12 protein-coding genes are annotated in these 21,508 nt (G+C 61.7%); 8 read left to right on the forward strand and 4 right to left on the reverse strand.

Going from position 1 to position 21,508, the window contains the following annotated elements; genetic code table 11:
• The first annotated feature begins 121 nt into the window (after positions 1 to 121).
• The 5 genes from cobG (at position 122) to AD662_RS03255 (ending at position 12,363) form a co-directional block, all read left to right on the forward strand.
• Positions 122 to 1,441, forward strand: coding sequence for a precorrin-3B synthase (gene cobG, locus AD662_RS03235; protein WP_408003922.1), 1,320 nt, complete (start codon positions 122 to 124; stop codon positions 1,439 to 1,441).
• A complete protein-coding gene (locus tag AD662_RS03240) occupies positions 1,434 to 2,060 on the forward strand; it encodes a precorrin-8X methylmutase (RefSeq protein ID WP_018608196.1) in 627 nt (208 codons plus the stop codon). The genes cobG and AD662_RS03240 overlap by 8 nt, the downstream gene beginning before the upstream one ends.
• Positions 2,060 to 2,791 carry a precorrin-2 C(20)-methyltransferase gene (locus tag AD662_RS03245; RefSeq protein ID WP_053185496.1) on the forward strand — a complete coding sequence of 244 codons (732 nt, stop codon included), beginning with the start codon at positions 2,060 to 2,062 and terminating at the stop codon, positions 2,789 to 2,791. The genes AD662_RS03240 and AD662_RS03245 overlap by 1 nt, the downstream gene beginning before the upstream one ends.
• Entirely contained in the window at positions 2,791 to 4,491 is a 1,701-nt protein-coding gene (gene cobJ, locus AD662_RS03250; protein WP_053185418.1) for a precorrin-3B C(17)-methyltransferase, read from the forward strand. The genes AD662_RS03245 and cobJ overlap by 1 nt, the downstream gene beginning before the upstream one ends.
• Positions 4,492 to 5,304: 813 nt before the next feature.
• On the forward strand, positions 5,305 to 12,363 hold the full coding sequence (locus AD662_RS03255) for a TcdA/TcdB pore-forming domain-containing protein (protein ID WP_053185421.1): 7,059 nt from the start codon (positions 5,305 to 5,307) through the stop codon (positions 12,361 to 12,363).
• 11 nt (positions 12,364 to 12,374) lie between these two features.
• Here the strand turns inward: AD662_RS03255 and AD662_RS03260 are convergent, their stop codons facing one another.
• A complete protein-coding gene (locus AD662_RS03260; protein WP_014336378.1) occupies positions 12,375 to 12,971 on the reverse strand; it encodes a MarC family protein in 597 nt (198 codons plus the stop codon).
• 246 nt (positions 12,972 to 13,217) lie between these two features.
• Between AD662_RS03260 and AD662_RS03265 the strand changes: the two genes are divergently transcribed.
• Genes AD662_RS03265 through AD662_RS03275 form a run of 3 tightly spaced genes read left to right on the forward strand, consistent with a single transcriptional unit; the run spans position 13,218 to position 15,414 of the window.
• Positions 13,218 to 13,994 (forward strand): hypothetical protein, encoded by a 777-nt coding sequence (locus AD662_RS03265; protein WP_053177932.1) that lies wholly within the window; start codon positions 13,218 to 13,220, stop codon positions 13,992 to 13,994.
• Between the two features lie 59 nt (positions 13,995 to 14,053).
• Positions 14,054 to 14,782, forward strand: coding sequence for a hypothetical protein (locus AD662_RS03270; protein ID WP_053185424.1), 729 nt, complete (start codon positions 14,054 to 14,056; stop codon positions 14,780 to 14,782).
• The gene (locus tag AD662_RS03275; protein ID WP_053185427.1) at positions 14,779 to 15,414 is read left to right on the forward strand and encodes a hypothetical protein; all 636 of its coding nucleotides are present in this window, start codon (positions 14,779 to 14,781) and stop codon (positions 15,412 to 15,414) included. The genes AD662_RS03270 and AD662_RS03275 overlap by 4 nt, the downstream gene beginning before the upstream one ends.
• A gap of 29 nt (positions 15,415 to 15,443) precedes the next feature.
• Here the strand turns inward: AD662_RS03275 and AD662_RS03280 are convergent, their stop codons facing one another.
• From AD662_RS03280 to purH, 3 genes are all read right to left on the reverse strand, one after another.
• Positions 15,444 to 18,218 carry a hybrid sensor histidine kinase/response regulator gene (locus AD662_RS03280; protein ID WP_018605691.1) on the reverse strand — a complete coding sequence of 925 codons (2,775 nt, stop codon included), beginning with the start codon at positions 18,216 to 18,218 and terminating at the stop codon, positions 15,444 to 15,446.
• Positions 18,219 to 18,317: 99 nt separating this feature from the next.
• Positions 18,318 to 19,613 carry a phosphoribosylamine--glycine ligase gene (purD, locus tag AD662_RS03285; RefSeq protein ID WP_003197406.1) on the reverse strand — a complete coding sequence of 432 codons (1,296 nt, stop codon included), beginning with the start codon at positions 19,611 to 19,613 and terminating at the stop codon, positions 18,318 to 18,320.
• Positions 19,614 to 19,834: 221 nt separating this feature from the next.
• The gene (gene purH, locus AD662_RS03290; protein WP_053177935.1) at positions 19,835 to 21,442 is read right to left on the reverse strand and encodes a bifunctional phosphoribosylaminoimidazolecarboxamide formyltransferase/IMP cyclohydrolase; all 1,608 of its coding nucleotides are present in this window, start codon (positions 21,440 to 21,442) and stop codon (positions 19,835 to 19,837) included.
• Between the last annotated feature and the right edge of the window lie 66 nt (positions 21,443 to 21,508).

The following is a 21,508-nucleotide window of genomic DNA, read 5'->3' on the forward strand; positions in this document are numbered from 1 at the left end:
CGTTCGGAAATTGTGTGCCCGCCGTCAGCAATCCGACCGGCAAGCTTTTCATGACCCCTGGCAAAGCAGGCATAATGGCGGTCCTTCGCCGATGCGGCGTTTCTTATTTGTCGGTTTTCCCTTGAACGAACGTCCATCCTCCAACGTCGTACGCCCCTCCGGTTGCCCGGGGTTGCTGCGTGTCGTCCAGGCGTTGGACGGTGGGATCTGTCGGATCAAGCTCGATGGCGGTGCCATCCAGGCGGATCAGGCCGAAGTCGTGGCGTCGGTGGCCGAGCGGTTCGCCGGCGGCGTGATCGAGGCGACCAACCGGGCCAACCTGCAAATTCGCGGGATCGGCCCCGAGCACGACGCGCTGATTGAACCCTTGCTGGCCGCCGGGCTTGGTCCGCGCAAGCCGGCCGGCGATGACGTGCGCAACCTGATGCTCAGCCCGTCGGCCGGGATCGACCGGCAGATGCTGTTCGACACCCGCCCATTGGCGGCGCAGATCCTCTGCACCCTGCAAACCCACGAACGCTTCCCTGAGTTGTCGGCCAAGTTCGCCGTGCAACTGGACGGTGGTGAAGCGTTGGCGATGCTCGAACATCACCATGACCTGTGGTTGTCGGCCCTGGTCCGTGATAGCGAGCCTTGGCTGGCCTTCGGCTTGGCCGGTTGCCCATTGGATAAACCGGCAGGCAGGGTGCCCCTGGCCCAGGGGCATGCCTTGGTGGTGGCGGTGCTGGAACTGTTCCTCGACCTGGCGCGCCCGGACCAGATCCGCATGCGTCACTTGTTGGCTGAAATCCCCAGCGATGAATTCATGACCCGATTGGCCCGCCGCGTGCCGCTGCAAACTTGCCTGGATTGGCAGCGGAGCGTGTCCATCGACGGACTGCATATCGGCGTTCATCCCCAGCACGACGACCGTGTCTACGTCGGCGCGGCGGCGCCCCTTGGCCGACTCGACGCCGGCATGCTGCGGGGGGCGGCGCAATTGGCACGGGAGAAGGGCGACGCAAGCCTTCGTTTCACCCCTTGGCAAAGCCTGCTGCTGCCCAACGTGCGCCGCGAGGACGCCGACGAAGTGCTGGCGCGGCTTGAGGGGTTGGGCCTGTTGTGCTCGGTCGATCAGCCCCTGGCACAACTCATCGCCTGCACCGGTTCCAGTGGCTGCGGCAAAGCCCTGGCCGACACCAAGGCCGACGCTCGCCAACTGGCCGAGCTGTTGCAACGCCAGGGCCAGACCCTGAAGGTCCATCTGTCGGGCTGCCCGCGTTCCTGCGCGGCAGCCCATATCGCGCCCGCCACCTTGCTGGCGGTCGCCCCCGGTCGTTATGACCTGTATTTTCGCGATGCCACGCTGCCGGGTTTCGGCGCGTTGCAGGCACACAATCTGACTATTGAAGCGCTCGGCCACTGGCTCGACGCTCGCCCCCGGAGCCCCCTTGATGCTTGATTACATCCGCGACGGTCAGGAGATCTATCGCAACTCCTTCGCGATCATCCGCGCCGAAGCCAACCTGGCGCGCATTCCGGCCGACCTGGAAAAACTCGCGGTGCGGGTGATCCACGCCTGCGGCATGGTCGAGGCCATCGATGGCTTGCAGTTTTCCGAGGGCGCGGGCACGGCCGGGCGCCAGGCGCTGGCTGCCGGTGCGCCGATCCTGTGTGATGCGCGGATGGTCTCCGAAGGCGTGACCCGGGCTCGTCTGCCGGCCAACAATCCGGTGATCTGCACCTTGCGCGACGAGGCCGTGCCGGCATTGGCCCTGGAGCTGGGCAACACCCGTTCGGCGGCGGCGCTGGAGCTGTGGCGCCCGCACCTGGAAGGCAGCGTCGTGGTCATCGGCAACGCGCCGACCGCGCTGTTCTACCTGTTGGAAATGCTCGATGCCGGCGCGCCGAAACCGGCACTGATCCTCGGTTTTCCGGTGGGCTTCGTCGGCGCCGCCGAGTCCAAGGCGATGCTGGCAGCCAACAGCCGCGGCGTGCCGTTCGTGATCATGCAAGGCCGCCTGGGCGGTAGCGCCATGGCCGCCGCCGCCGTCAACGCCCTCGCTACGGAGATTGAATGATGCAGCAGCCTGGACGTCTGATCGGCCTCGGCGTGGGCCCCGGTGACCCGGAACTGATTACGGTCAAGGCCCTGCGCCTGCTGCGCGAATCGCCGGTGGTGGCGTACTTCGTCGCCAAGGGCAAGAAGGGCAACGCCTTCGGCATCATCGAGGCCCATTTGCAGGACGCGCAGACGTTGCTGCCGCTGGTCTACCCGGTCACCACCGAAGCGTTGCCGGCGCCGCTGTCCTATGAACAGGTGATCGCCGACTTCTACGACACCGCCGCCGAGCAGTTGGCCGTGCACCTGGATGCCGGTCGCGACGTGGCGGTGATCTGTGAGGGCGATCCGTTTTTCTACGGCTCCTACATGTACCTGCACGATCGCCTGGCCGAGCGCTATGAGGCCCAAGTCATTCCCGGCGTGTGCTCGATGCTGGGCGGGGCCTCGGTGCTCGGTGCGCCGCTGGTCTATCGCAACCAGAGCCTGTCGGTGCTCTCCGGCGTCCTGCCCCACGACGATCTCAAGCGTCGCCTGGCCGACGCCGATGCGGCGGTGATCATGAAGCTGGGGCGCAATTTCCCCAAGGTTCGCCAAGTGCTTCAGGAATTGGGTATGGACGGACGGGCGCTGTACGTCGAGCGGGCAACCATGGCCAACCAGAAAATCGTGCCGTTGGATGACGTCGAGCCGATGTCTTCGCCGTACTTCTCGCTGATCATTGTCCCGGGCGAACGGTGGCAGGGTTGATGACTTCTTCCGCGCCGGCCATCGTCATCCTCGGCCCGGGCAGCCTCGCAACGGCCCGGCGGATCCAGCAACGCTATCCCGACGCCGTGATCCACGGCCTGGCCGCAAGGGTCGAGGGCGCGGATCGCCAATACCTCGAGTTCGGCGCGACGTTGCGCGAGCTCTACCAACAGAACACACCAATCATCGCCCTGTGCGCGGCGGGCATCGTCATCCGCACCCTGGCGCCGCTGTTGCTGGAAAAAGGCGTCGAGCCGCCGGTGCTGGCAGTGGCCGAGGATGGCAGCGCCGTGGTGCCGCTGCTGGGCGGCCTGGGCGGGGTCAACGTCCTGGCCCGGGACATCGCGGCAACGCTGCAAGTGGCGCCGGCGATTACCACCAGCGGCGAATTGCGTTTTGGCACCTGCCTGCTCAATCCACCCAGCGGCTACAGCCTCGGCGACCTGGAGCAGGGTAAGCGCTTCGTCTCCGACCTGTTGGCCGGTGAACCGGTGCGCATCGAAGGTGCAGCGCCGTGGTTGGATCAGGCGCAGTTGCCGCAAGACCCGCAAGCCCGACGCACGATCCACGTCGGCCATGCCGAGCGTGAGGCGAGCGCCCATGAACTGCTGATTTATCCGCGCAGTGTCGCGGTGGTGGTGAGCGCCGAGGTGGCTGATCTGCCGGGCGCCATTTGTGCCGCTTTGCAGCAAGCCAACGTGGCGATTCCGAGCCTGGCGTGCCTGGTGGCGGCGCAGACGCTGATGGCCAGCACGGCCTTGCGTGAAGCGGCGCTGGAACTCGGGGTGGCGCTGCGCTTTGTGGCGATGACCGGCGATGCCGCCACCTTGGCGCGCAGTTCGGTGCCGGCGGCGAACATCCTTTCGGCGACGGACAACCTGGCCATCGCCGTTGCTGCGCAGCCCTTGGAGGTGACCCAAATCGGTCGTCCGCGCGGACGCCTGGCGGTGATCGGCCTGGGGCCGGGCGCGGCCGAACTGATGGTGCCGGCGGTGAAGGCTGAACTGGCGCGGGCCACCGATGTGCTTGGCTACGAAACCTATGTGCGCATGGCCGGCCCGTTTCGCGACGATCAAGTGCTGCACTGCACCGACAATCGCGAAGAAATGCAGCGTGCGCGACACGCCTTTGAATTGGCCGCCCAAGGCCGTTCGGTGATCGTGGTGTCGTCCGGCGACCCGGGTGTATTCGCCATGGCGGCGGCGGTGCTCGAAGCGTTGCACGAGTCCAGCGACCCGACCTGGCACCAGGTTGACCTGGAGATCCTGCCCGGTGTGTCCGCCTCCCTCGCCACCGCCGCCCAGGCCGGTGCGCCGTTGGGGCATGACTTCTGCGTGATGTCGCTGTCGGACAATCTCAAACCATGGTCGATCATCGAAAAACGCCTGGACCTGGCGGCCGAAGCCGATCTGGCGTTGGCTTTCTACAACCCGATTTCCCGTGCGCGACCGTGGCAATTGGGGCGAGCGCTGGAGATCGTCGCCCAGCACCGCACGCCGGAGACGCCGGTGGTGTTGGGGCGCGACATCGGTCGCCCAGGCCAGACCCTGCGTGTCACCACGTTGGGGCAGCTCACGGCCGAGCAGGTAGATATGCGCACCATGGTCCTGATCGGCTCCTCCACCACCTGCGTGTTCCCGCGCGCATCCGGTGGAAACTGGGTGTATACGCCGCGCTGGTATGGGGCCAAACCTGCCTGAACCGCGACACTGTTCTGTGGTGGGGGGCGTTACTGTGGCGAGGGAGCTTGCTCCCGCTGGGCTCTGTAGGAGCTGGCGAAGCCTGCGATCTTTTGATTTTGATCTTTTGCTCTCGATTCAATTGTCAGTGGAAAGATCGCAGCCTCGTTGCACTCGACAGCTCCTACGGCGCAGCCCAGCGGGAGCAAGCTCTCATGGAACAAATTACAACTTGCTGATTTTTAATAAAAAAATTCTGCTGAAATAAGTCGGCCATGTGTCTCAGGTAGGAAAGAACACTCCCTTTGTGGCGAGGGGATTTAGCGAAACGTCGCACCGCCCCGCTGGGCTGCGCAGCAGCCCCCAAAACCAGGCAACTCGGTGTGCCAGGAAGATTGAGTTGACTGCTTTAGGGCCGCTGCGCGCCCCAGCGGGGATAAATCCCCTCGCCACAGGGCCTTGTTCCCTGCGCGACAGCGCAGCGTCGAAGACGCGGCGGGGGCTCCCTCGCCACAAAAGAGAAACATCGCCTTCAGGACCGTGCATTCGATTCTTTCGCTTTAGTTGTCGTCCATATAAATAAAAGAGCATGTTGCAGTCTTGACCCTTCTTTGAAATGCATTGAAAGCGTTCCCGTTTGAGTTGTTGGTTTTTAAGCGTTAGTTTGCGTGCCTGATAAGTTGTCGGTGTGCGCTTGTCAGTGCTTGGCAAACGTTTTAGATGTCGCCAGGTTGCAAAATATTAAATTGAATCAATAGCTCGCCAGAACACGTGCTGGCGGCGGCGTTGTTATAGGCCTGTTTTTTAATGGAACAGGTCAAGGAGTGTCTTTTTATGCAGGAAGCAAACATCAAGACAGGCGACAGTGCGCTCGGCTTCATCAGCCTTTTCAAACTGGCCGACCTCGAACGGGCACTGTTGCCCTACAAGAACAATGAGCACTACGACGCGGTCATCCGTTATTACTTTGCCTGTGTCGGCATGCCGGATTCCCACAGGCTGCTCGAGCCACTGGGGCTCTTGAAGCAGACGCTCGCCAAGCTGGTGGGCACGCGCAGGGTCAAGCGCAGCCAGGAGACACATATCTCTGGCCCTGCCAGGGCGGGGATTGATCTTGCGCAGATATACGACAAAGTCGAACAGCATGAAGCGCGCCTTCAGTTCAGTGCCGAGCAGATGAAAAAGTTGCCCGCGGAGGTGCCCAGGACGTTGCACTTCGTCTGGCTCGGCGGTGGCCTTGGCGACATTCAGCGCGATTACCTCAATGTATGGCGACAGGTGTTGGCCCGGCAGGGTTATACCTTGAATCTTTGGTATGACAGCGATGCGCTACTGGCCTGGCAAACCAATAAGCTTATTGTTGAAGCCGCCAAGGCCAATGTTTTTTTACACGACGTAGATGTGCGTATTAGTGAAATCGAGTTGGGTGCCCTGTACAACGAACATGCCCTGGTTCTGAAACAACAGATGCAGGCCCATATTAATACCGCGGTGACGAATGGCGGATCCGCCGATGAGGCCCGGATCGATTTACTGACCCGCGCCTACGGTCAGGATACGCAAGTGCTGCGCCAACAATTGGAACGCAATCGGCGCAGTGTCCTGGACATGGACGGCTTCAAGTTGCGCGATCTTGCCGCCGGCGCAGTTTCGCTGCAATTGCAGGAGGTCTATGACCGGCAGATGCGCTTGCTCGGCAATATGGCGGCAGCCTCGGATGTGGTGCGCGCTGAAGTCCTGTTTGCCGAAGGTGGCAGTTATACCGACATCGACCACCTTCCACCGTTATCGACAACCCTGGGCGGCGTCGACATCAGCGGGTTTAGCGATGATGCCCGCCTGGGCACCCTGCAATTGCTGCTGAACGAGAACCCCGGATGGATGCCGGGTCGCCAGGCCTCCTCCCGTTATCGGGTACATATTCCTGCCGAGCATCTGCCGGCACTGCAAGCGTTCGCGCAAGGCCGGCCAAGCGTGAGCGAGGTCTTCGCATTGCCGACGGAGCGGTTGGCCCGACCTTTCGCGCTGCGGGCCTTGAGCATGGAAATGTCGTTATCCAATGCTTTCCTGATGGCCCATCCGGGCGCTGAGATGCTTGAAAGCGTGATCGATCGTCTGCGCGCCAATCACGAGTTGATTGAAGCGTCGGTCCAACTGGCCGCCCAACGCGATGTGACATTGAGCGACGTTGCTGGGATGTTGGCTCTGGTGGAAGAAGTCTTCGAAACAACCAATGGACCGCTGAGCCGCCTGCCGATGGGCGAAGTGCTCAGGGCGATCGCGCGAATATCGGGCGTAGCGACCCACTTCGGCGACGGCATTCGCTTCGAGAGCGAAGGAACCGTCCATCTGACGGGCCCCGGCGCCATGCGCGACGGCATGGCCGACTACGCGAACACACACTTGAGCGCGGAAGTTGCCAGCACCTTGCACAAGGAGGCAGGCATAGCCCCTCACCTGACGGTGAACGGCGCCACAGAAGAGGAGCAGGATCACTCCTGGAAAGAAAATGGCAACCAACCCGAAAAATGGGTCACCGACGAGCAGGCACGCTGGCGTGAAGGTCAGTATCGCACGCGCTACAGCGGCGACATCGCCCAGTTGCTCAAGCATTCGACCGTTGAGTTCCAACAGGGCTGGCCGCTGATCGAAGGCCGCGCCGTGCTGCTGACCGATCTCCTGGAGCGATTGGTCGAGGGGCTCGGTGAGCCGTTCATCGAGGCGATGAGCCGGGGACACGATGGTGAGATTCGCTTCGACAAGCTGCTGCCGTTGAGTTTCGATGATCGCCAGCGTATCCGGCAGCAGCCTGCCGATGCACTGGTTCCGGTGTTCCTGAGCGACGCAAAGATGCAAAGCCTGGGGATCGACGACGTACTGGGCGAGATTGCCAGCGGCTTGCGGCGCGTCATTGAGGCCAGCCCTGTGCAAAGGTTGTCGCTGGGCGTGTTGCTCGGCTTGGAGACTCTGGATAACCCGCATTTCAACGCGGCTACCAGCGCGCTGGAGAACCTGGCCAACAGCGTTGCCGAACAGGCTGTGGCCGGCCGTTACGCGGTCATCGAGCGGCAATTGTTCAAGCGCAAGGCGCCAGGGTTCATGAGCGGCCTGGCGAGCGATTTGGTGGATGTGCCGCTGCCGTCCGACAGCGCGTTGGCGCTGAAGAAAACCGCTTTGAAACAGGCGCGGACGCTGTTCCAGTGGGGGCGTCATGTCGCACGGATCCAGAAGGTGGCAACCCTTGAGCATCGCCTCCAAGTGGTCGAACGCTCCGGGCAGGTGCTGGACGGATTCGGCCACACCGGTGTGCAAATGGTCCCCCAGGATTTGCTGCTCAACGGCGATGGCGAGGCGATTGGTGGGCGCTGCTATCCCTTGGCGTTGGTGATGAGTGCAGCGCTTGCCCAGGGCGACGTCGCCTCCGGGCACTTGCGCGAGCGCTTCTTCCTGGCAGTACTCGAACCCGGACAAGCCGACTCCCAGGCCTTTGTGCAAAGCCTGGAAGCTCTGCGGGACGTGTCGCTGGGCGAGGTGGGTACGCGGCTTGGTCAGGCGAGCCTGGACCAGATCACTGCCGCACTCGAAAGACACGTCGCGCCCCGTACGCTGATGCTCAACTCGGACAACCATTCGATGCTGGTGGCCAAGACCGCCAGCGGAGAACGCGCCAGCTATCATTTTTTCGACCCCAACTTTGGCCTGTGCAAATTCGACCATGTGGACGGGCTGCAACGTGCGCTGGAACACTTTTTCCAGACCGAGGGCATGGCCCGCTATTACGCCGCCTATGGTTCTGAAACTCGACCGCAATTCGATCTGATCGACCTGCACAGCGCAAAGATCTCGGCCTTGGAACTGTCTGACGGTTTCACGGTGGAACGCCTGCTCAAGCCCGATCCCTTGCCAGGAAAACCGGCGCTTGAGATTCGCCAGCGCTTGAACAGGGCCTATGGAAAATCCCTGGTCGACAATTCGCACCTGGGCAGCAGTTTGCTGGCGTTGGACAGCCATTGGTGGGGACAGCAGATCGCCCAGGCAACGGTCGGTTTGCAGGCGCTGCATGACTCGCCGACGCCGCTGGTGCCCTTGTTCGAAACGCTGGAGATCACGCCCGAAGGCCAATACCGAGTGAGCTTGATCGATCCCGCGCAACCGCAACAGCAGGTCCGCGTGCTCAGTGACGATCATCGCCTGCTGCGGATCAAGAACTGGTTGTCGGAACAGTTCTCGACCCTGGCCCGCCAACCTGTGCAGACCGGTGGCGTCCTGGATCCGACCGAGGCCGGCAGTGTCCATACCCTCAATGCAGGCTTCACCATCCAGGCCTTGATGAACGCCTTGCGCGGGCGGGAAGGGGATGACCGAACGTTGACCACTGCCGTGCGCTTGCATGCCTACGTCAACTACGCGCAGTTGGTGCACGGCAATGTCGTGGATGTGGCGGGGCTGGTGCAGTTGGCTCGCACCGCCCTGGCGGAAGAACGGCTCATTGCCGGCACGTGTGCGCCGGTCGTTGGTCAGGCGCTGGGGCATGCGGCCAACGAGGGCGTCGGCGCGGTGTTGGGGCTGGCCAATGTCGGCTTTGATATCTATCAGTTGAAGACCGCGCAAACCGGCATCGAAAAAGCGCAATTCGGTACCCAGCTGACATTCGACTCTGCCAGCCTGGCCTTGACGGCGGGCGGCGTCGGGGCGGGGTTGGCCGGGGCATCGACCGCCGCAGCGGTGCTTGGCGGTGCGGGTGTGATTCTGGGTGGGGTGGCCGTCGGGGTGGCCGCCCTGGCCCAGGGGTTTGCCAGCATCGCGCAGCAGGCGCGGGACGTCGGTCAGTTTTTCGATGAGCTGGAACAGGTCTATCGTGGTGACGGCTACCACTACGATCACACGCTGGCCGCGTGGGTGGCACGGCCTTCAATGATCGTCAGAAGCATCGACCTGGCGGAGGGGACATTGCAGCTCGACAGTCCGAAGCTGTATCCCCTGCATGATCATTTTGGTGTGCCGGGCTTCGATCCCGATGAGGCGCGGGCGATCGACATCCGTCAAGAATTGGGGCTGCCCGGACGGATCGGATTCGTCCCGCCGGCCGGACAACCCATCGTGCTGCCCTGCACGCCGCAAACCACTTACGGCTATGAATACAAGGCGCTGCCCTTTGCTCGCTGGCGCCATGATCGCGGCTTCGACACGGCCCGGCGGCTGGAGAAGAGGCAAGCGGACGGCACCTGGCTGTTCTTGTTCTCGTTCTATTCGTTTCCGTCCGACTACATTCTCAATCGCCTGAGTCCGGTGTATGGCGAAACGGTCATCCGGGTGAACCTGGATGCGCTGGAGCGGACACTGGTGATTCCCGTGCTGCCAGACGCCTGGCACGGAAAGTTGTCCTATCGGCTCAGGGGCGCGGGTGCGCGCTGTACCGTGACGCTCAATCCCGGGGTCGATATCAGCCTTGTTGCACCGAACCAGACGTATTGCCGCTGGGTGTTGCAGGCAACCTGGGCCAATGAGAGTGATATCCGTGTCGAGTCTTCCGGCGAACTGTACATCGGCTCCGTCCATGTCACGCGTTCCGGCGGCCGGCAGGAAGTGCTGATCCGTACCGCTGATCAATTGTTCAGCGTCACCGGGGACAAGCGCCAACTGGATCTGATCGAGCAGACGGCGCCCGAGGGGCTCGATGAGCAGGCGCTGCTTGACCACTACACGGCCCTGGCGCGCGAGCATCGATTGGCGCTGCCCTATACGCCGATCCATCACTATCTGATCCCGTTCGAGGATCCCCGGCAACTGCGCTACACCACGGCCTGGTATGACGGGGGCGAAGACCGCTTTCTCTATATCCGCGACGACATGGCTGTGCTCGGCGAGCCGCAGCTGTCGGTCGTCATGGGCACGTCTGCGTATTTCTACGATCCCGACGGGTTCCAGATCTGGCAGACGGATTGCGCGACGGGTTTGCTCAAGTGTCGCTACCTGTTACTGCTCCAGGAGGGGCAAAGCACCATTCGCAGCCTGGAAGCGGATGCGCAGGGGGTGATTCATGTGGTGCAGGAATACCGCCTCAATGATCAAACCGTCCGGCAATACCGCTACCTGATTCATGACGGGCAATTGCTGTTGAGTTCCGTCACTTACGACACTGCGCCACAACTGCAGGCGCTGCTGCTGACCACCGATACCCTGCCCGAGTGGTCGTCCGTACTGGGCGACGTTCTGCGGCTGCCCCCCGGGCCTTCGAATAACGGGGCGACGACCGTCGATTGGCAACCGGCTTCGTACGTTTCGATCTGCTGGACGATTGCGCCCGACTCCCGAGACCTGGCGTGGGTACGCAGCAGCGATCGACGGCTGATCCTTGCGCAACCCGCCAGTTCTCATCCCCGTGGCTGGGATGACTCGATCAAGAACCTGGACGGGGTGATGCTATTGCCGATGGCCGACGACAGCGATGTGTTCTTCGTTTACCAGCGAGTGACCTCCAACCAGACGCTCTGCCGACTGCAGCGCAGCGTGTACGACGGTAGGGCGCTGTGGACCCAGCAATGGGTGCAGCCTGAGGGGCTCAAGCAGATCCTGGCCGTCGACGGGGGGTATGTGGCGCTCGATGAAAACGGGCTGTTTTTCAACCTGGGCGCGCAAGAGACGTTGCAATTTGCTGGCGTGAGCGAACAGTGGCTCAAGGGGCGTGCCCGGTGGTGGCAGGCGCTCGAGCCGTTGGCCAAGCGCTACCCGGGCAAGGATTTTGCCATTGCCGGTCTGCGCAACGTTGCCGGTGACGGCAACCTGTGTGCCTGGTACGTGAACAGCCGATTGTTGTTGTGCGATCCGGGACTCGACAAGGAAGTTCGCTTGCTTGGCGTGACGCCCGATAACCAGTCGGTCTGGTTGTTCGATCGGTCGAGCGGTGAAGTATTGAACCAGGCATTCTTCGACCCGCAGCGGCTTGACCAGGCATTCGGCACTGGCTCGCAATTGTTGCCGGGCGACAGCCTGCCGGCGTATCAACGGGAGTGGGCGAGCTGGCGGTTTGCCGAGGTCACGCTTGAGGGCAGCGGCTTGCGCGGGACCCGCGTGGACGGCGTGTCGCTGGCGCTGCGTTATCAGGAAGCGGGGACCATCACCGGGGTCAACCACGACTGGGTGAGCGCCCAGGGCGAACGTCTGGTCGAAGCCCTCCAGCGCCTGCTGGAGCAAGCGCAGCATACGGAGTTCGTGTCGGTGGAATCCGAGCCTGGAAGCCTGCAATGGTATGACGTGCAAAGTGCCCGGCTGCTGCGGGTGACCGGCCAAAACCTGCCCAGGAACTTTACCCTGCTCGGCACTCAGGCTCAGGTCAACGTGCTGCTGCACAAGCATCAGGATGGGCGGGTGCTCATCTATCCGGACAAGCGCAGCATCGGGCCGTTCGATTATGTCCAGCGCAACGCCCAGGTGCTGGTCGTCGAAGGGGCGAAGGTCGGCCGCGATCTCTTGCCGCTGATTCCCGATGAGGTCAATACGTTGATCCTGCGCTTGGGCCAAGGCGCAGTGACGTGTCATTTGACGAAGACGGAGTGGCTGAAACTGGACTCGGTCATTGTCGACTGTCGACATGCCCTGGGTGAGCCACCCGCCACGGCAAGCACATTGATCTGGGCATTCGATGAGCCTGGAAAACTCGTGTTCGAGATTGTCCAGGCGCATCTGGTCATTGTCGATCCGGACAGTGAACACTGCCTGATCTTGCGTGATGTGTGTTCCGCCGATCCGGACTTGCGCGGTGAAATATGCCTGGGCTTCAACGCTGCGCAGGCCCGCCCGGTGTCGACGTTCGTGGCACGGTTACGGGACCTGGGAGGGGTCGGCAGTGCAACCCTGAAAGAGCTGCAGGCGCCAGCGCCGGTCGAAGGCTAGGCGGTCCCCCTTCAGGGGACCAGGTAGCCCCTCACCCCGGTAAAAATGATCTGCGCCGCCAAGGCGCAGACAAACAGCCCCATCAGGCGGCTGACGATCTGCAAGCCCTGGTCGCCGAGGATTCGTTCGATACGGCTGGACAGGTAGAGCACGACACCGACGGTGAAGCTCGCCAGGGCGATGCTGATGATGGCCATGAGTTTGTCGTCCCAGTGCGGCTGGCTCACACCCATCACCAGCAGGGCGCCGATGGTGCCGGGGCCGACGGTCAACGGAATGGTCAGTGGGACGATGGTCACGTCCTGCTGCACGTTGTCGGTCTGCACGGCCGACTTGCCTTGGGCCATGCCCAGTGCCGAAATGAACAGCACACTGCCGGCGCCGATACGGAAGGCATCCACGGTGATGCCGAACACGCTGAAAATCACCCGTCCGAACAAATACAGCAACACGCTGGAGACCAGCGTCGCCGTCGCGACCTTCCAGGCCAGGCGGCGTTGTTCCTTGCGCGAATAGCCGCGAGTCAGCCCGATAAAACACGACAGCACGAAGAAGGGGCTATAGAGCACCAGCATCTTGAGGTACACGCTGAATAGCACGTGGAGCATGGTTCAGACTCATTGCGAAAGACATCGCTGGAGTCTATCAGCCTCTGAATCGACTGTCGGCATTTGATTGGATGTAATGGCGGGACGTTTTTTATTCGAAGGGTTGTTTTGACTTTGTTTTATTAATGTTGCTGGGTTGACTTTTATTTTGAAGTTACAAGTCAGGTGTTGTTGTGCCTGACTGAGTTGGTTAGTGTGGGGTCGCAGGTCATGGAGTGACTTGCTTTATAACTTAAGGAGTAACTTATGAGTTTTGAAGTGTGTGATAGCAGTGTGGCCGCCTGTGTGGCGCGTCTGGAAAGTTATGATATTTATCCCGATGTCAGTCCCCGCTCGTTGTATTCGGGTGATATCGAGCCCCCTGCGAAGGGATCGGTTGTCGGTGAAGGCATCCTGGCGTTCGCCGGTGGTCTTTCTCCCCAGCATCAAGAGGACGCGCAGCATGCTTTTCTCTTTGCTTCCCTGGTCGCCAACAGGCAATACCCTCTCGAATCCCAAGGACGAGAGTGGTACTACAAGTTTGTTGAAGTCATGACGAACGCCGGTTGGGTCGCTACCCAGCGGTTCTATGATGACCTGAGCATTGCCGGTAACACCGTGCGGATGGACAAACTGGTGTTGGACATCCTCGCGTCCGTAGTGTCGGGTATTGCCCTTGGAAGCGCGGCGTCGGCGTTGCTGTTGAAGGTCGCTGACAGTGCGATTACTGCCTTGCAGAAGAAAGAAAAGACGCTGACTCTTTTTGAGCGAAACCTGCTGGAACATGGGGTGGGCGGAATGGCGGCCGGTACCTGCGTCGAGATTGATGGTGAAGTCAGCATGTTGCTTGGCACCGTGCGCTTTATCCGGCGCAACAGCGCGACCCAGGTCTTGTTTGCAGATTGGAGCAGTCGCGAAGTGAAGTTGTATAAAGGTGAATCGGTTTTCAGGAAAGTGCCGAGTATTGTCGAGCGCACCCGGGGCATCATTATTGGCAGGTTGGGTAATCATGCCGTAAGCAAGATCGAAGAATACGAAATCTAAGCTTCATTTCAATAAGGCAGCCGGAGGGTCGGTTGCTTTTTTTCAAGAGGAATAAAAGCATGGACAAGGCATATTCGGTTTTTGTTAACGCGGCGGCGATTGTTTTAGTTCCCTCCATTGTGCGGGACGCAGCAGTTGACGACCTGATGAACTCGGTCTTGCTCGCGCAATTGGTGGCTAACAAAAATCTGCAACGCATACCAAACGCTGATTGGTACGGTAGTTATATGGACGTCCTGAGAGTCGCCTGGATATCAGGTGCCAAGCGGCGAAAGGACCTGCTACCGAAACAAGAAGGGACCAGCTCGCCATTGGAGTGGGTTGCAGCAATACCCTTGGACGATCGTCCGGATCAGCAACAGCAGATCATGGCGGTGTTGGACCGTGTCGCAGCGTTACCCGGCTCGCTGCCAGCGCTGAGTATCCTGCGCAAGCATATGCAAAAACACAACGAACCTGATCCGCCGCAGAGCCCTTCATCGTCCAGCCCCGTGCGCTTGTTGGTGATCGTGGCGCACAGCCCAGTTTCGATGACCGGTATCTGTTTGCAGTTCAACACAGGGAAATCAATCGATGCCAACCCTTGGCGGCAAGGCTTTGATGGCAAGGATATTGACGGTTGTGTGTCAGCGCGTTACGTCCGCATGCAACTGAGCGAAACATTGTTCGCGCCTGCCCGTGATGTTATCGCCCGTAAGGTTGCGGCTTTCGTCGGCGACAACATTGCCGATATCACCAAGGCGATCGATGATTCAGATGCTCTTCCTGCCGAAGAGGTCTGCAGATGAGGGGGCCGATTCCATCTGCCGCAGTCGTTGGCGGCAGTGTCGTTTCGTTCGCCGCCGGTCTACCTGATTCCCATCGGGAAGATGTGTACTTGAGCACGATGTATGCGCAACGGGCCACCTGGGCGGCCTATCGCGACGGGTTGTCTGGTCACTGGTTCGACTATTACTGCAATCAGCTCAGATTCCTGGGCTGGGACGTACCGCGCCCGCAGACACTGCCGGCCATTGAAGGTCCGATGGGGGTGGGAGCGACACAACATATCGAGGCTCGTCTTGGCGAAGCTTTTCACGCCCCGGCCAGTGGCGCGTTGGTGGCATTGGAGAGCAATCCCAAAGCGTTCGAGCTGTTCGAATCAACCAGCCTGTCGCGCGACACGGGCATTTTCCAGATGATTCCCTGTGTGCCGAACGGCACCCATCGAATTGAAATGGGTGTCTATCACTGCCAGTTCCAGCTGCGTCGACAGACGTCTCGATTCTTGTTCATCGAGCGCGGCGACTGGGTGCGCAACAGCGTCGAGCAAATGACCGTCATCAACTTCAATACGCTGTACTACGCCACCTTCAGGGAAAAGGTAAAACGTTCGGTGATGTCCCAAACATCCGCCTACCTCAGCGCCCTGGAACTCTGAGGCGTGCTCTCCCGCAGGCTTGGCTCGGTTCAATAAGTCGATGCAGTCGGTTTTTGCTGATCGCGCTGGGCCACCCAGTGTTCGATCAGCTCACGCAACTGCGACAGCTCCACCGGCTTGGCCATGTGGCCGTCCATCCCGGCCTGGCGGGCGCGTTCCTTGTGCTCGGCCAGGATGTGCGCAGTGAGCGCCACCACGGGAGTGCGGGTCCGCTGGTTGCCCATTTCCCAGGCGCGCAATTGCTGGGTGGCGGAAAACCCGTCGAGGATCGGCATCTCGCAGTCCATCAGGACCAGGTCGTAGCGCTGCTCCTTCATGGCCTTGAGGGCTTCTTCGCCGTTGCTGGCAGTGTCGGGTTGCAGGTTGAGCTTGCCGAGCATGCCGCGGATGACCTTGGTGGAAATGCTGTTGTCCTCGGCCACCAGGATGCGGAAATCGCTCGGCACCTTCACCGGGAGGGGAGGGCCGGCGTTCACCTGCACATTCGTCGCCTGGCCCCGGTTGCGCTGGTTCAGCTCGTCCGCCAGGGTGGTCTTGAGGGTATAGCCGGCCACCGGTTTGGCGAGGATGCGCTTGACCCCGCTGTTGCGTGCCACGATCTTGCTCGGCGCATTGCTGATACCGGTGAGCATGATCAACAGGATGTCGTGGTTCAGGCTCGGGTCTTCCTTGATCTTGGCCGCCAGTTGCATGCCGGTCATGCCTGGCATGTTCTGGTCCAGCAACACCACGTCGAAATAATCGCGCAGGTGCGCCTTGGTGCGCAGCAGCGCCAGGGCTTCCTTGCCCGATGGCACCGCACTGACGTTCAGGCCCCACGCGCTGCACTGTTGCACCAGTACTTTGCGGCAGGTGTCGTTGTCGTCGACGATCAATACCCGCGCCCCTTGCAGCGGGCCATCGAGGTCGGAAGTCGGATGTTCGAGGCGATCCGGGTCCAGCGGCAGGGTCAGCCACAGGGTACTGCCCTGGTTGCTGCCGCTTTTGATGCCGAATTCCCCGTGCATCAGCACGATCAACTGACGGGCGATGACCAGGCCCAGGTTGCCGCCCAGGCGCGTGGCCGAGAGGAAATTCTTGCTGTGCAGCTCGGCGTGCATCAGTGTGTCGCGCTCTTCGGCGTCCATCGGCGTCCCGCTGTCCTGCACGGCGATGCGCAGGCGCGGCTGATTGCTGCGCTCGTCGAGGGCGACGACGATCAGCACTTCGCCCTCGTCGGTCTTCTTCAGGGCGTTTTCCAACAGGCTCAGCAGCGCCTGGCGCAGCCGCGTCGGGTCACCGCTGATCACTCGCGGCACCTGGGGCTGGATGAAACTGATCAGCTCGACATTCTGCTGTTCGGCCTTGGCCCGGAAGATACTCAGGCAATCCTCGATCAGTGCATTGAGGTCGAACTGCACGTCGTCCAGTTCGATCTGCCCGGATTCGAGCCGGGAGATGTCGAGGATCTCGTTGATCAGGGTCAGCAGTTCATTGCCGGCGCTGTGGATCGTCTGCACGTAGTCGCGTTGCTTGACCGACAACGGCGTACCCAGCAGCAGCTCGGTCATGCCCAGCACGCCGTTCATCGGGGTGCGGATCTCGTGGCTGATCTTGGCCAGGAACTCGGCCTTGGCATTGATCTCGGCATTGCTCGCCGCCAGGTCGCGGCTGATGCTGAACCGGCTTTCGTTGATCGAGCGCTGGCGTTCGCCCAGGGCGACACTCATCAACAGGCCGCTGATGCAGATGAAGGCCAGCAGGGTGATGATCAAACCCTGGGGAGGAACTTCCGTGAGCCCTTGCAGGGCTGGAAGGATGATCAGCGTGCCCAGGTTGAAGACCACCATGGCCGCGACGAACAACCGGGCCGGGCGGTAGCCCTTTTGCCAGTGCCAGGCGCTGACGAACAACATGCTCAGGCCGGCCAGGGCCACCAGGGCATAAGTCATGATATTGAGTGGCAGCGTATTGACGAACAACAGCAACAGGCTGCACAGCATGACGAACACGATGTCCCCCAGCAGCAGCCGGTTCAACGGGTGCGGTCCCAGGGGCGCGAAGAAACGGTAGGCGAACATCAGGCCGCAGGGCGCGGTCAGCAACAAAGCCAGGTAGGCCCCGGGTGTCTGGACGGCAGGCCAGTTGGGCAGCCAGGGCCCGGCCAGGTTCAGCAACAGTGCGAGGCTGAGCATCAGCAGCCCTTCACAGGCTGCCAGCCACAGGCAACTGCGTGAGCGGGTGTAGGCATAGCGGGTGAGGTTGTGCAGGATCAGCATGGCGATGCAGCCGAACAGCAACCCATAGATCAGCGTCTGGTTCTGATCGGCCGCGGCCACGACGGCCGACTGCAAGGTGATGTAGGGGCGCAGTTCATGGCGCGAGGACAGTCGCAGGTAGACGTCCAGCGATTTGTCGCTGCGTGGCAGGGGCAGCATGAAATCGCTGCTCGGTACCGCCGGTTCGGTGTGCGGCGTGGCATTGCCGCTGACTTGTTGGTCAACCAGGGCGTCGCCGTCCAGCACATAGAGGTTCAGGCGTGACAGGTCGGGCGCGAAGATGCGCAGGATCTGTTCATGCCGGTCGGGGGCCAGGCGGAAACGCAACCACAATGCCCCGCCGGGCTCGGCGGCCTTGAGGCGGTCCAGGTCGATGGGGCTGAATTGATTGGTGTAGCGGGCGGAACGGATGTCGCTCAGCGTCAGGTCGCCCTGTTCGTCGAGCAATACCGCCCAGCCACTGCCTGGCGCGGCCTGGGCCGGGAGCATGCAGAGCAGCGTCAGCAGGGTGACGGTAAGGCCTATGGCAATCCTGAGCCAGCGCACGGCGAAATCCCTTCGTAGGTTGATGCCAGATTATAACTATGCGCGGCGCCGGAACAGTCAGGCAAGGGCCGCAGACCCTTGCCTGGCTGAATGGCTGGGTTATTCCAGATTTTCGCCACGCTCGCGGGCAATGGCACGGTAGCCAATGTCCTTGCGGTAGAAGCAACCTTCCCAGTCGATCTCGGCGGCAAGCTTGTAGGCCTGCTGCTGAGCTTCGTCGACACTGGCGCCCATGGCGGTGGCGCAAAGCACACGACCGCCGGCGGTGACCACTTGCCCATCCTTCAACGCCGTGCCTGCATGGAAGACCTTGCCTTCCAGGCGGGCTGCGGCGTCCAGGCCCTGGATCGCGCTACCCTTGGCGTAGTCGCCCGGGTAACCGCCAGCTGCCAGTACGACACCGACGCTTGGGCGCGGATCCCACTGGGCTTCGACCTTGTCCAGTGCCTGGGCCAGCGCGGCCTCGACCAGCAGGACCAGGCTCGATTGCAGGCGCAGCATCACCGGCTGGGTCTCAGGATCGCCGAAACGGCAGTTGAATTCGATGACTTTTGGGTTACCAGCCTTGTCGATCATCAGGCCAGCATAGAGGAAACCGGTGTAGACATTGCCTTCTTCGGCCATGCCGCGCACGGTCGGCCAGATCACTAGGTCCATGACGCGTTGGTGTACTTGGGCGGTTACCACCGGGGCTGGGGAGTAGGCACCCATGCCGCCGGTGTTCGGGCCGCTGTCGCCGTCGCCGACACGCTTGTGGTCCTGGCTGGTGGCCATTGGCAGGACGTTCTTGCCATCGACCATGACGATGAAACTGGCTTCCTCGCCGTCGAGGAACTCTTCGATCACCACGCGGGAACCGGCGTCACCGAAGGCATTGCCGGCGAGCATGTCGCGCACGGCGTCTTCGGCTTCGGCCAGGGTCATGGCAACGATCACGCCTTTACCGGCAGCGAGGCCGTCGGCCTTGATCACGATCGGTGCGCCTTTCTCGCGCAGGTACGCCAGGGCCGGTTCGATTTCGGTGAAGTTCTGGTAGTCGGCGGTCGGGATCTTGTGACGCGCCAGGAAATCCTTGGTGAACGCTTTCGAACCTTCCAACTGCGCGGCACCGGCAGTCGGGCCGAAGCAGTCCAGGCCACGGGCGCGGAACAGATCGACCACACCGGCGACCAGCGGCACTTCCGGGCCGACGATGGTCAGCGAGACGTTCTTCTCGGCGAAGTCGGCCAGTTGTTCCAGGGCCAGCACGTCGATGGCGACGTTTTCGCATTTGGCTTCGATGGCGGTGCCGGCATTGCCCGGTGCCACGAAAACCTTCTGCACGCGTGGATCCTGAGCCACTTTCCAGGCCAGGGCGTGTTCGCGGCCACCGCTGCCAATGATCAAAACATTCATTTCAAAAACCTCGGATGACGCTGATTCTGTTGAGCATCGCAGAGATGCTTTTCTGTGGGAGCGAGCTTGTGTGGGAGCTGGTCTTGTGTGGGAGCAAGGCTTGCCCGCGATAGCATCACCTCGGTTTGCCTGATGGACCGAGTTGCCTGCATCGCGGGCAAGCCTTGCTCCCACAGAGCCTTGCTCCCACACCCACCCAGCTCCCACAGTGAGTCGGTGTATCAGTGACGGAAGTGGCGCATGCCAGTAAAGACCATGGCGATGCCGGCTTCATCGGCTGCGGCGATCACTTCGTTGTCACGCATCGAACCACCCGGCTGGATCACGGCGGTGATGCCGACCTTGGCCGCGTTGTCGATGCCGTCGCGGAACGGGAAGAACGCATCGGAAGCCATGACCGCGCCTTGTACCTGCAAACCGGCGTGTTCAGCCTTGATGGCGGCGATGCGGGCCGAGTTCACGCGGCTCATCTGGCCAGCGCCGACACCGATGGTCTGGCGGTTCTTGGCGTAGACGATGGCGTTGGACTTGACGTACTTGGCGACTTTCCAGGCGAAGATCAGGTCGTTGATTTCCTGCTCGCTCGGGGCGCGCTTGGTCACCACTTTCAGGTCTTCGCTGCCGATCATGCCGATGTCGCGGCTCTGGACCAGCAGGCCGCCGTTGACGCGCTTGTAGTCCCAGGCCGGCACACGGTCGGCCGACCATTGGCCGCAGGCCAGCAGGCGGACGTTGGCCTTGGCGGCAACGATGGCGCGGGCTTCTTCGGTGACCGACGGGGCGATGATCACTTCGACGAACTGACGCTCGACGATGGCCTTGGCGGTCTCGGCGTCCAGCTCACGGTTGAAGGCGATGATGCCGCCGAAAGCCGACTCGGTGTCGGTGGCGTAGGCCAGTTCGTAGGCCTGGCGGATGCCGCCCTCGGCGTCCGGGCTCACCGCCACGCCGCACGGGTTGGCGTGCTTGACGATCACGCAGGCAGGCTTGACGAAGCTCTTCACGCATTCCAGCGCGGCGTCGGTGTCGGCCACGTTGTTGAACGACAGTTCCTTGCCTTGCAGCTGGGTGGCGGTGGCAATGCCGACTTCGGCAGGCTTGGCTTCCACGTAGAACGCCGCGCTCTGGTGCGGGTTCTCGCCGTAGCGCATTTCCTGGGCCTTGACGAACTGGGTGTTGAAGGTGCGCGGGAATTCGCTGCGGCCTTCGGTCGACAGGGTTTCAGCAGCCTGGTTCACGGTGCCCATGTAGTTGGCGATCATGCCGTCGTAGGCGGCGGTGTGTTCGAAGGCCTTGAGCATCAGGTCGAAACGCTGGGCGTAGGTCAGGCCACCGGCCTTGAGGTTGTCCAGCACGCTGGCGTAGTCGCTGGCGTTGACCACGATGGCTACGTCTTTGTGGTTCTTGGCCGCCGAGCGGACCATGGTCGGGCCGCCGATGTCGATGTTCTCGATGGCAGTCGGCAGGTCGCAGCCGGGCTTGTTGATGGTGGCTTCGAACGGGTAGAGGTTGACCGCTACCAGGTCGATCGGCTTGATGCCGTGTTCGTTCATGATGGCGTCGTCGATGCCGCGACGACCCAGGATCCCGCCGTGGATTTTCGGGTGCAGGGTCTTGACCCGACCGTCCATCATTTCTGCAAAACCGGTGTAGTCCGCGACTTCCACTGCGGCAACGCCGTTGTCCTGCAGCAGCTTGAAGGTCCCGCCGGTGGAGAGAATCTCGACGCCCAGCTGTTGCAGCTCGCGGGCGAATTCGAGGATCCCGGTCTTGTCGGAGACGCTGATCAAGGCGCGGCGGATCGGCAGGCGGGTGGTCTGGTCGGTCATTTCAATTTCCATCAAAAGCAAGGGAAGTCAGCAAAAAAGGCGACCGTTTTTTACGCGGGCGCCTTT

Source organism: Pseudomonas kilonensis (assembly GCF_001269885.1).
GTDB classification, from domain to species: domain Bacteria; phylum Pseudomonadota; class Gammaproteobacteria; order Pseudomonadales; family Pseudomonadaceae; genus Aquipseudomonas; species Aquipseudomonas kilonensis.

Bases quoted from the DNA above. Each gene is read 5' to 3' on its own strand.
- AD662_RS03240 (WP_018608196.1), top strand. From the start codon at position 1,434: ATGCTTGATTACATCCGCGACGGTCAGGAGATCTATCGCAACTCCTTC.
- AD662_RS03245 (WP_053185496.1), top strand. From the start codon at position 2,060: ATGCAGCAGCCTGGACGTCTGATCGGCCTCGGCGTGGGCCCCGGTGAC.
- cobJ (WP_053185418.1), top strand. From the start codon at position 2,791: ATGACTTCTTCCGCGCCGGCCATCGTCATCCTCGGCCCGGGCAGCCTC.
- AD662_RS03255 (WP_053185421.1), top strand. From the start codon at position 5,305: ATGCAGGAAGCAAACATCAAGACAGGCGACAGTGCGCTCGGCTTCATC.
- AD662_RS03260 (WP_014336378.1), bottom strand. From the start codon at position 12,971: ATGCTCCACGTGCTATTCAGCGTGTACCTCAAGATGCTGGTGCTCTAT.
- AD662_RS03265 (WP_053177932.1), top strand. From the start codon at position 13,218: ATGAGTTTTGAAGTGTGTGATAGCAGTGTGGCCGCCTGTGTGGCGCGT.
- AD662_RS03270 (WP_053185424.1), top strand. From the start codon at position 14,054: ATGGACAAGGCATATTCGGTTTTTGTTAACGCGGCGGCGATTGTTTTA.
- AD662_RS03275 (WP_053185427.1), top strand. From the start codon at position 14,779: ATGAGGGGGCCGATTCCATCTGCCGCAGTCGTTGGCGGCAGTGTCGTT.
- purD (WP_003197406.1), bottom strand. From the start codon at position 19,613: ATGAATGTTTTGATCATTGGCAGCGGTGGCCGCGAACACGCCCTGGCC.
- purH (WP_053177935.1), bottom strand. From the start codon at position 21,442: ATGACCGACCAGACCACCCGCCTGCCGATCCGCCGCGCCTTGATCAGC.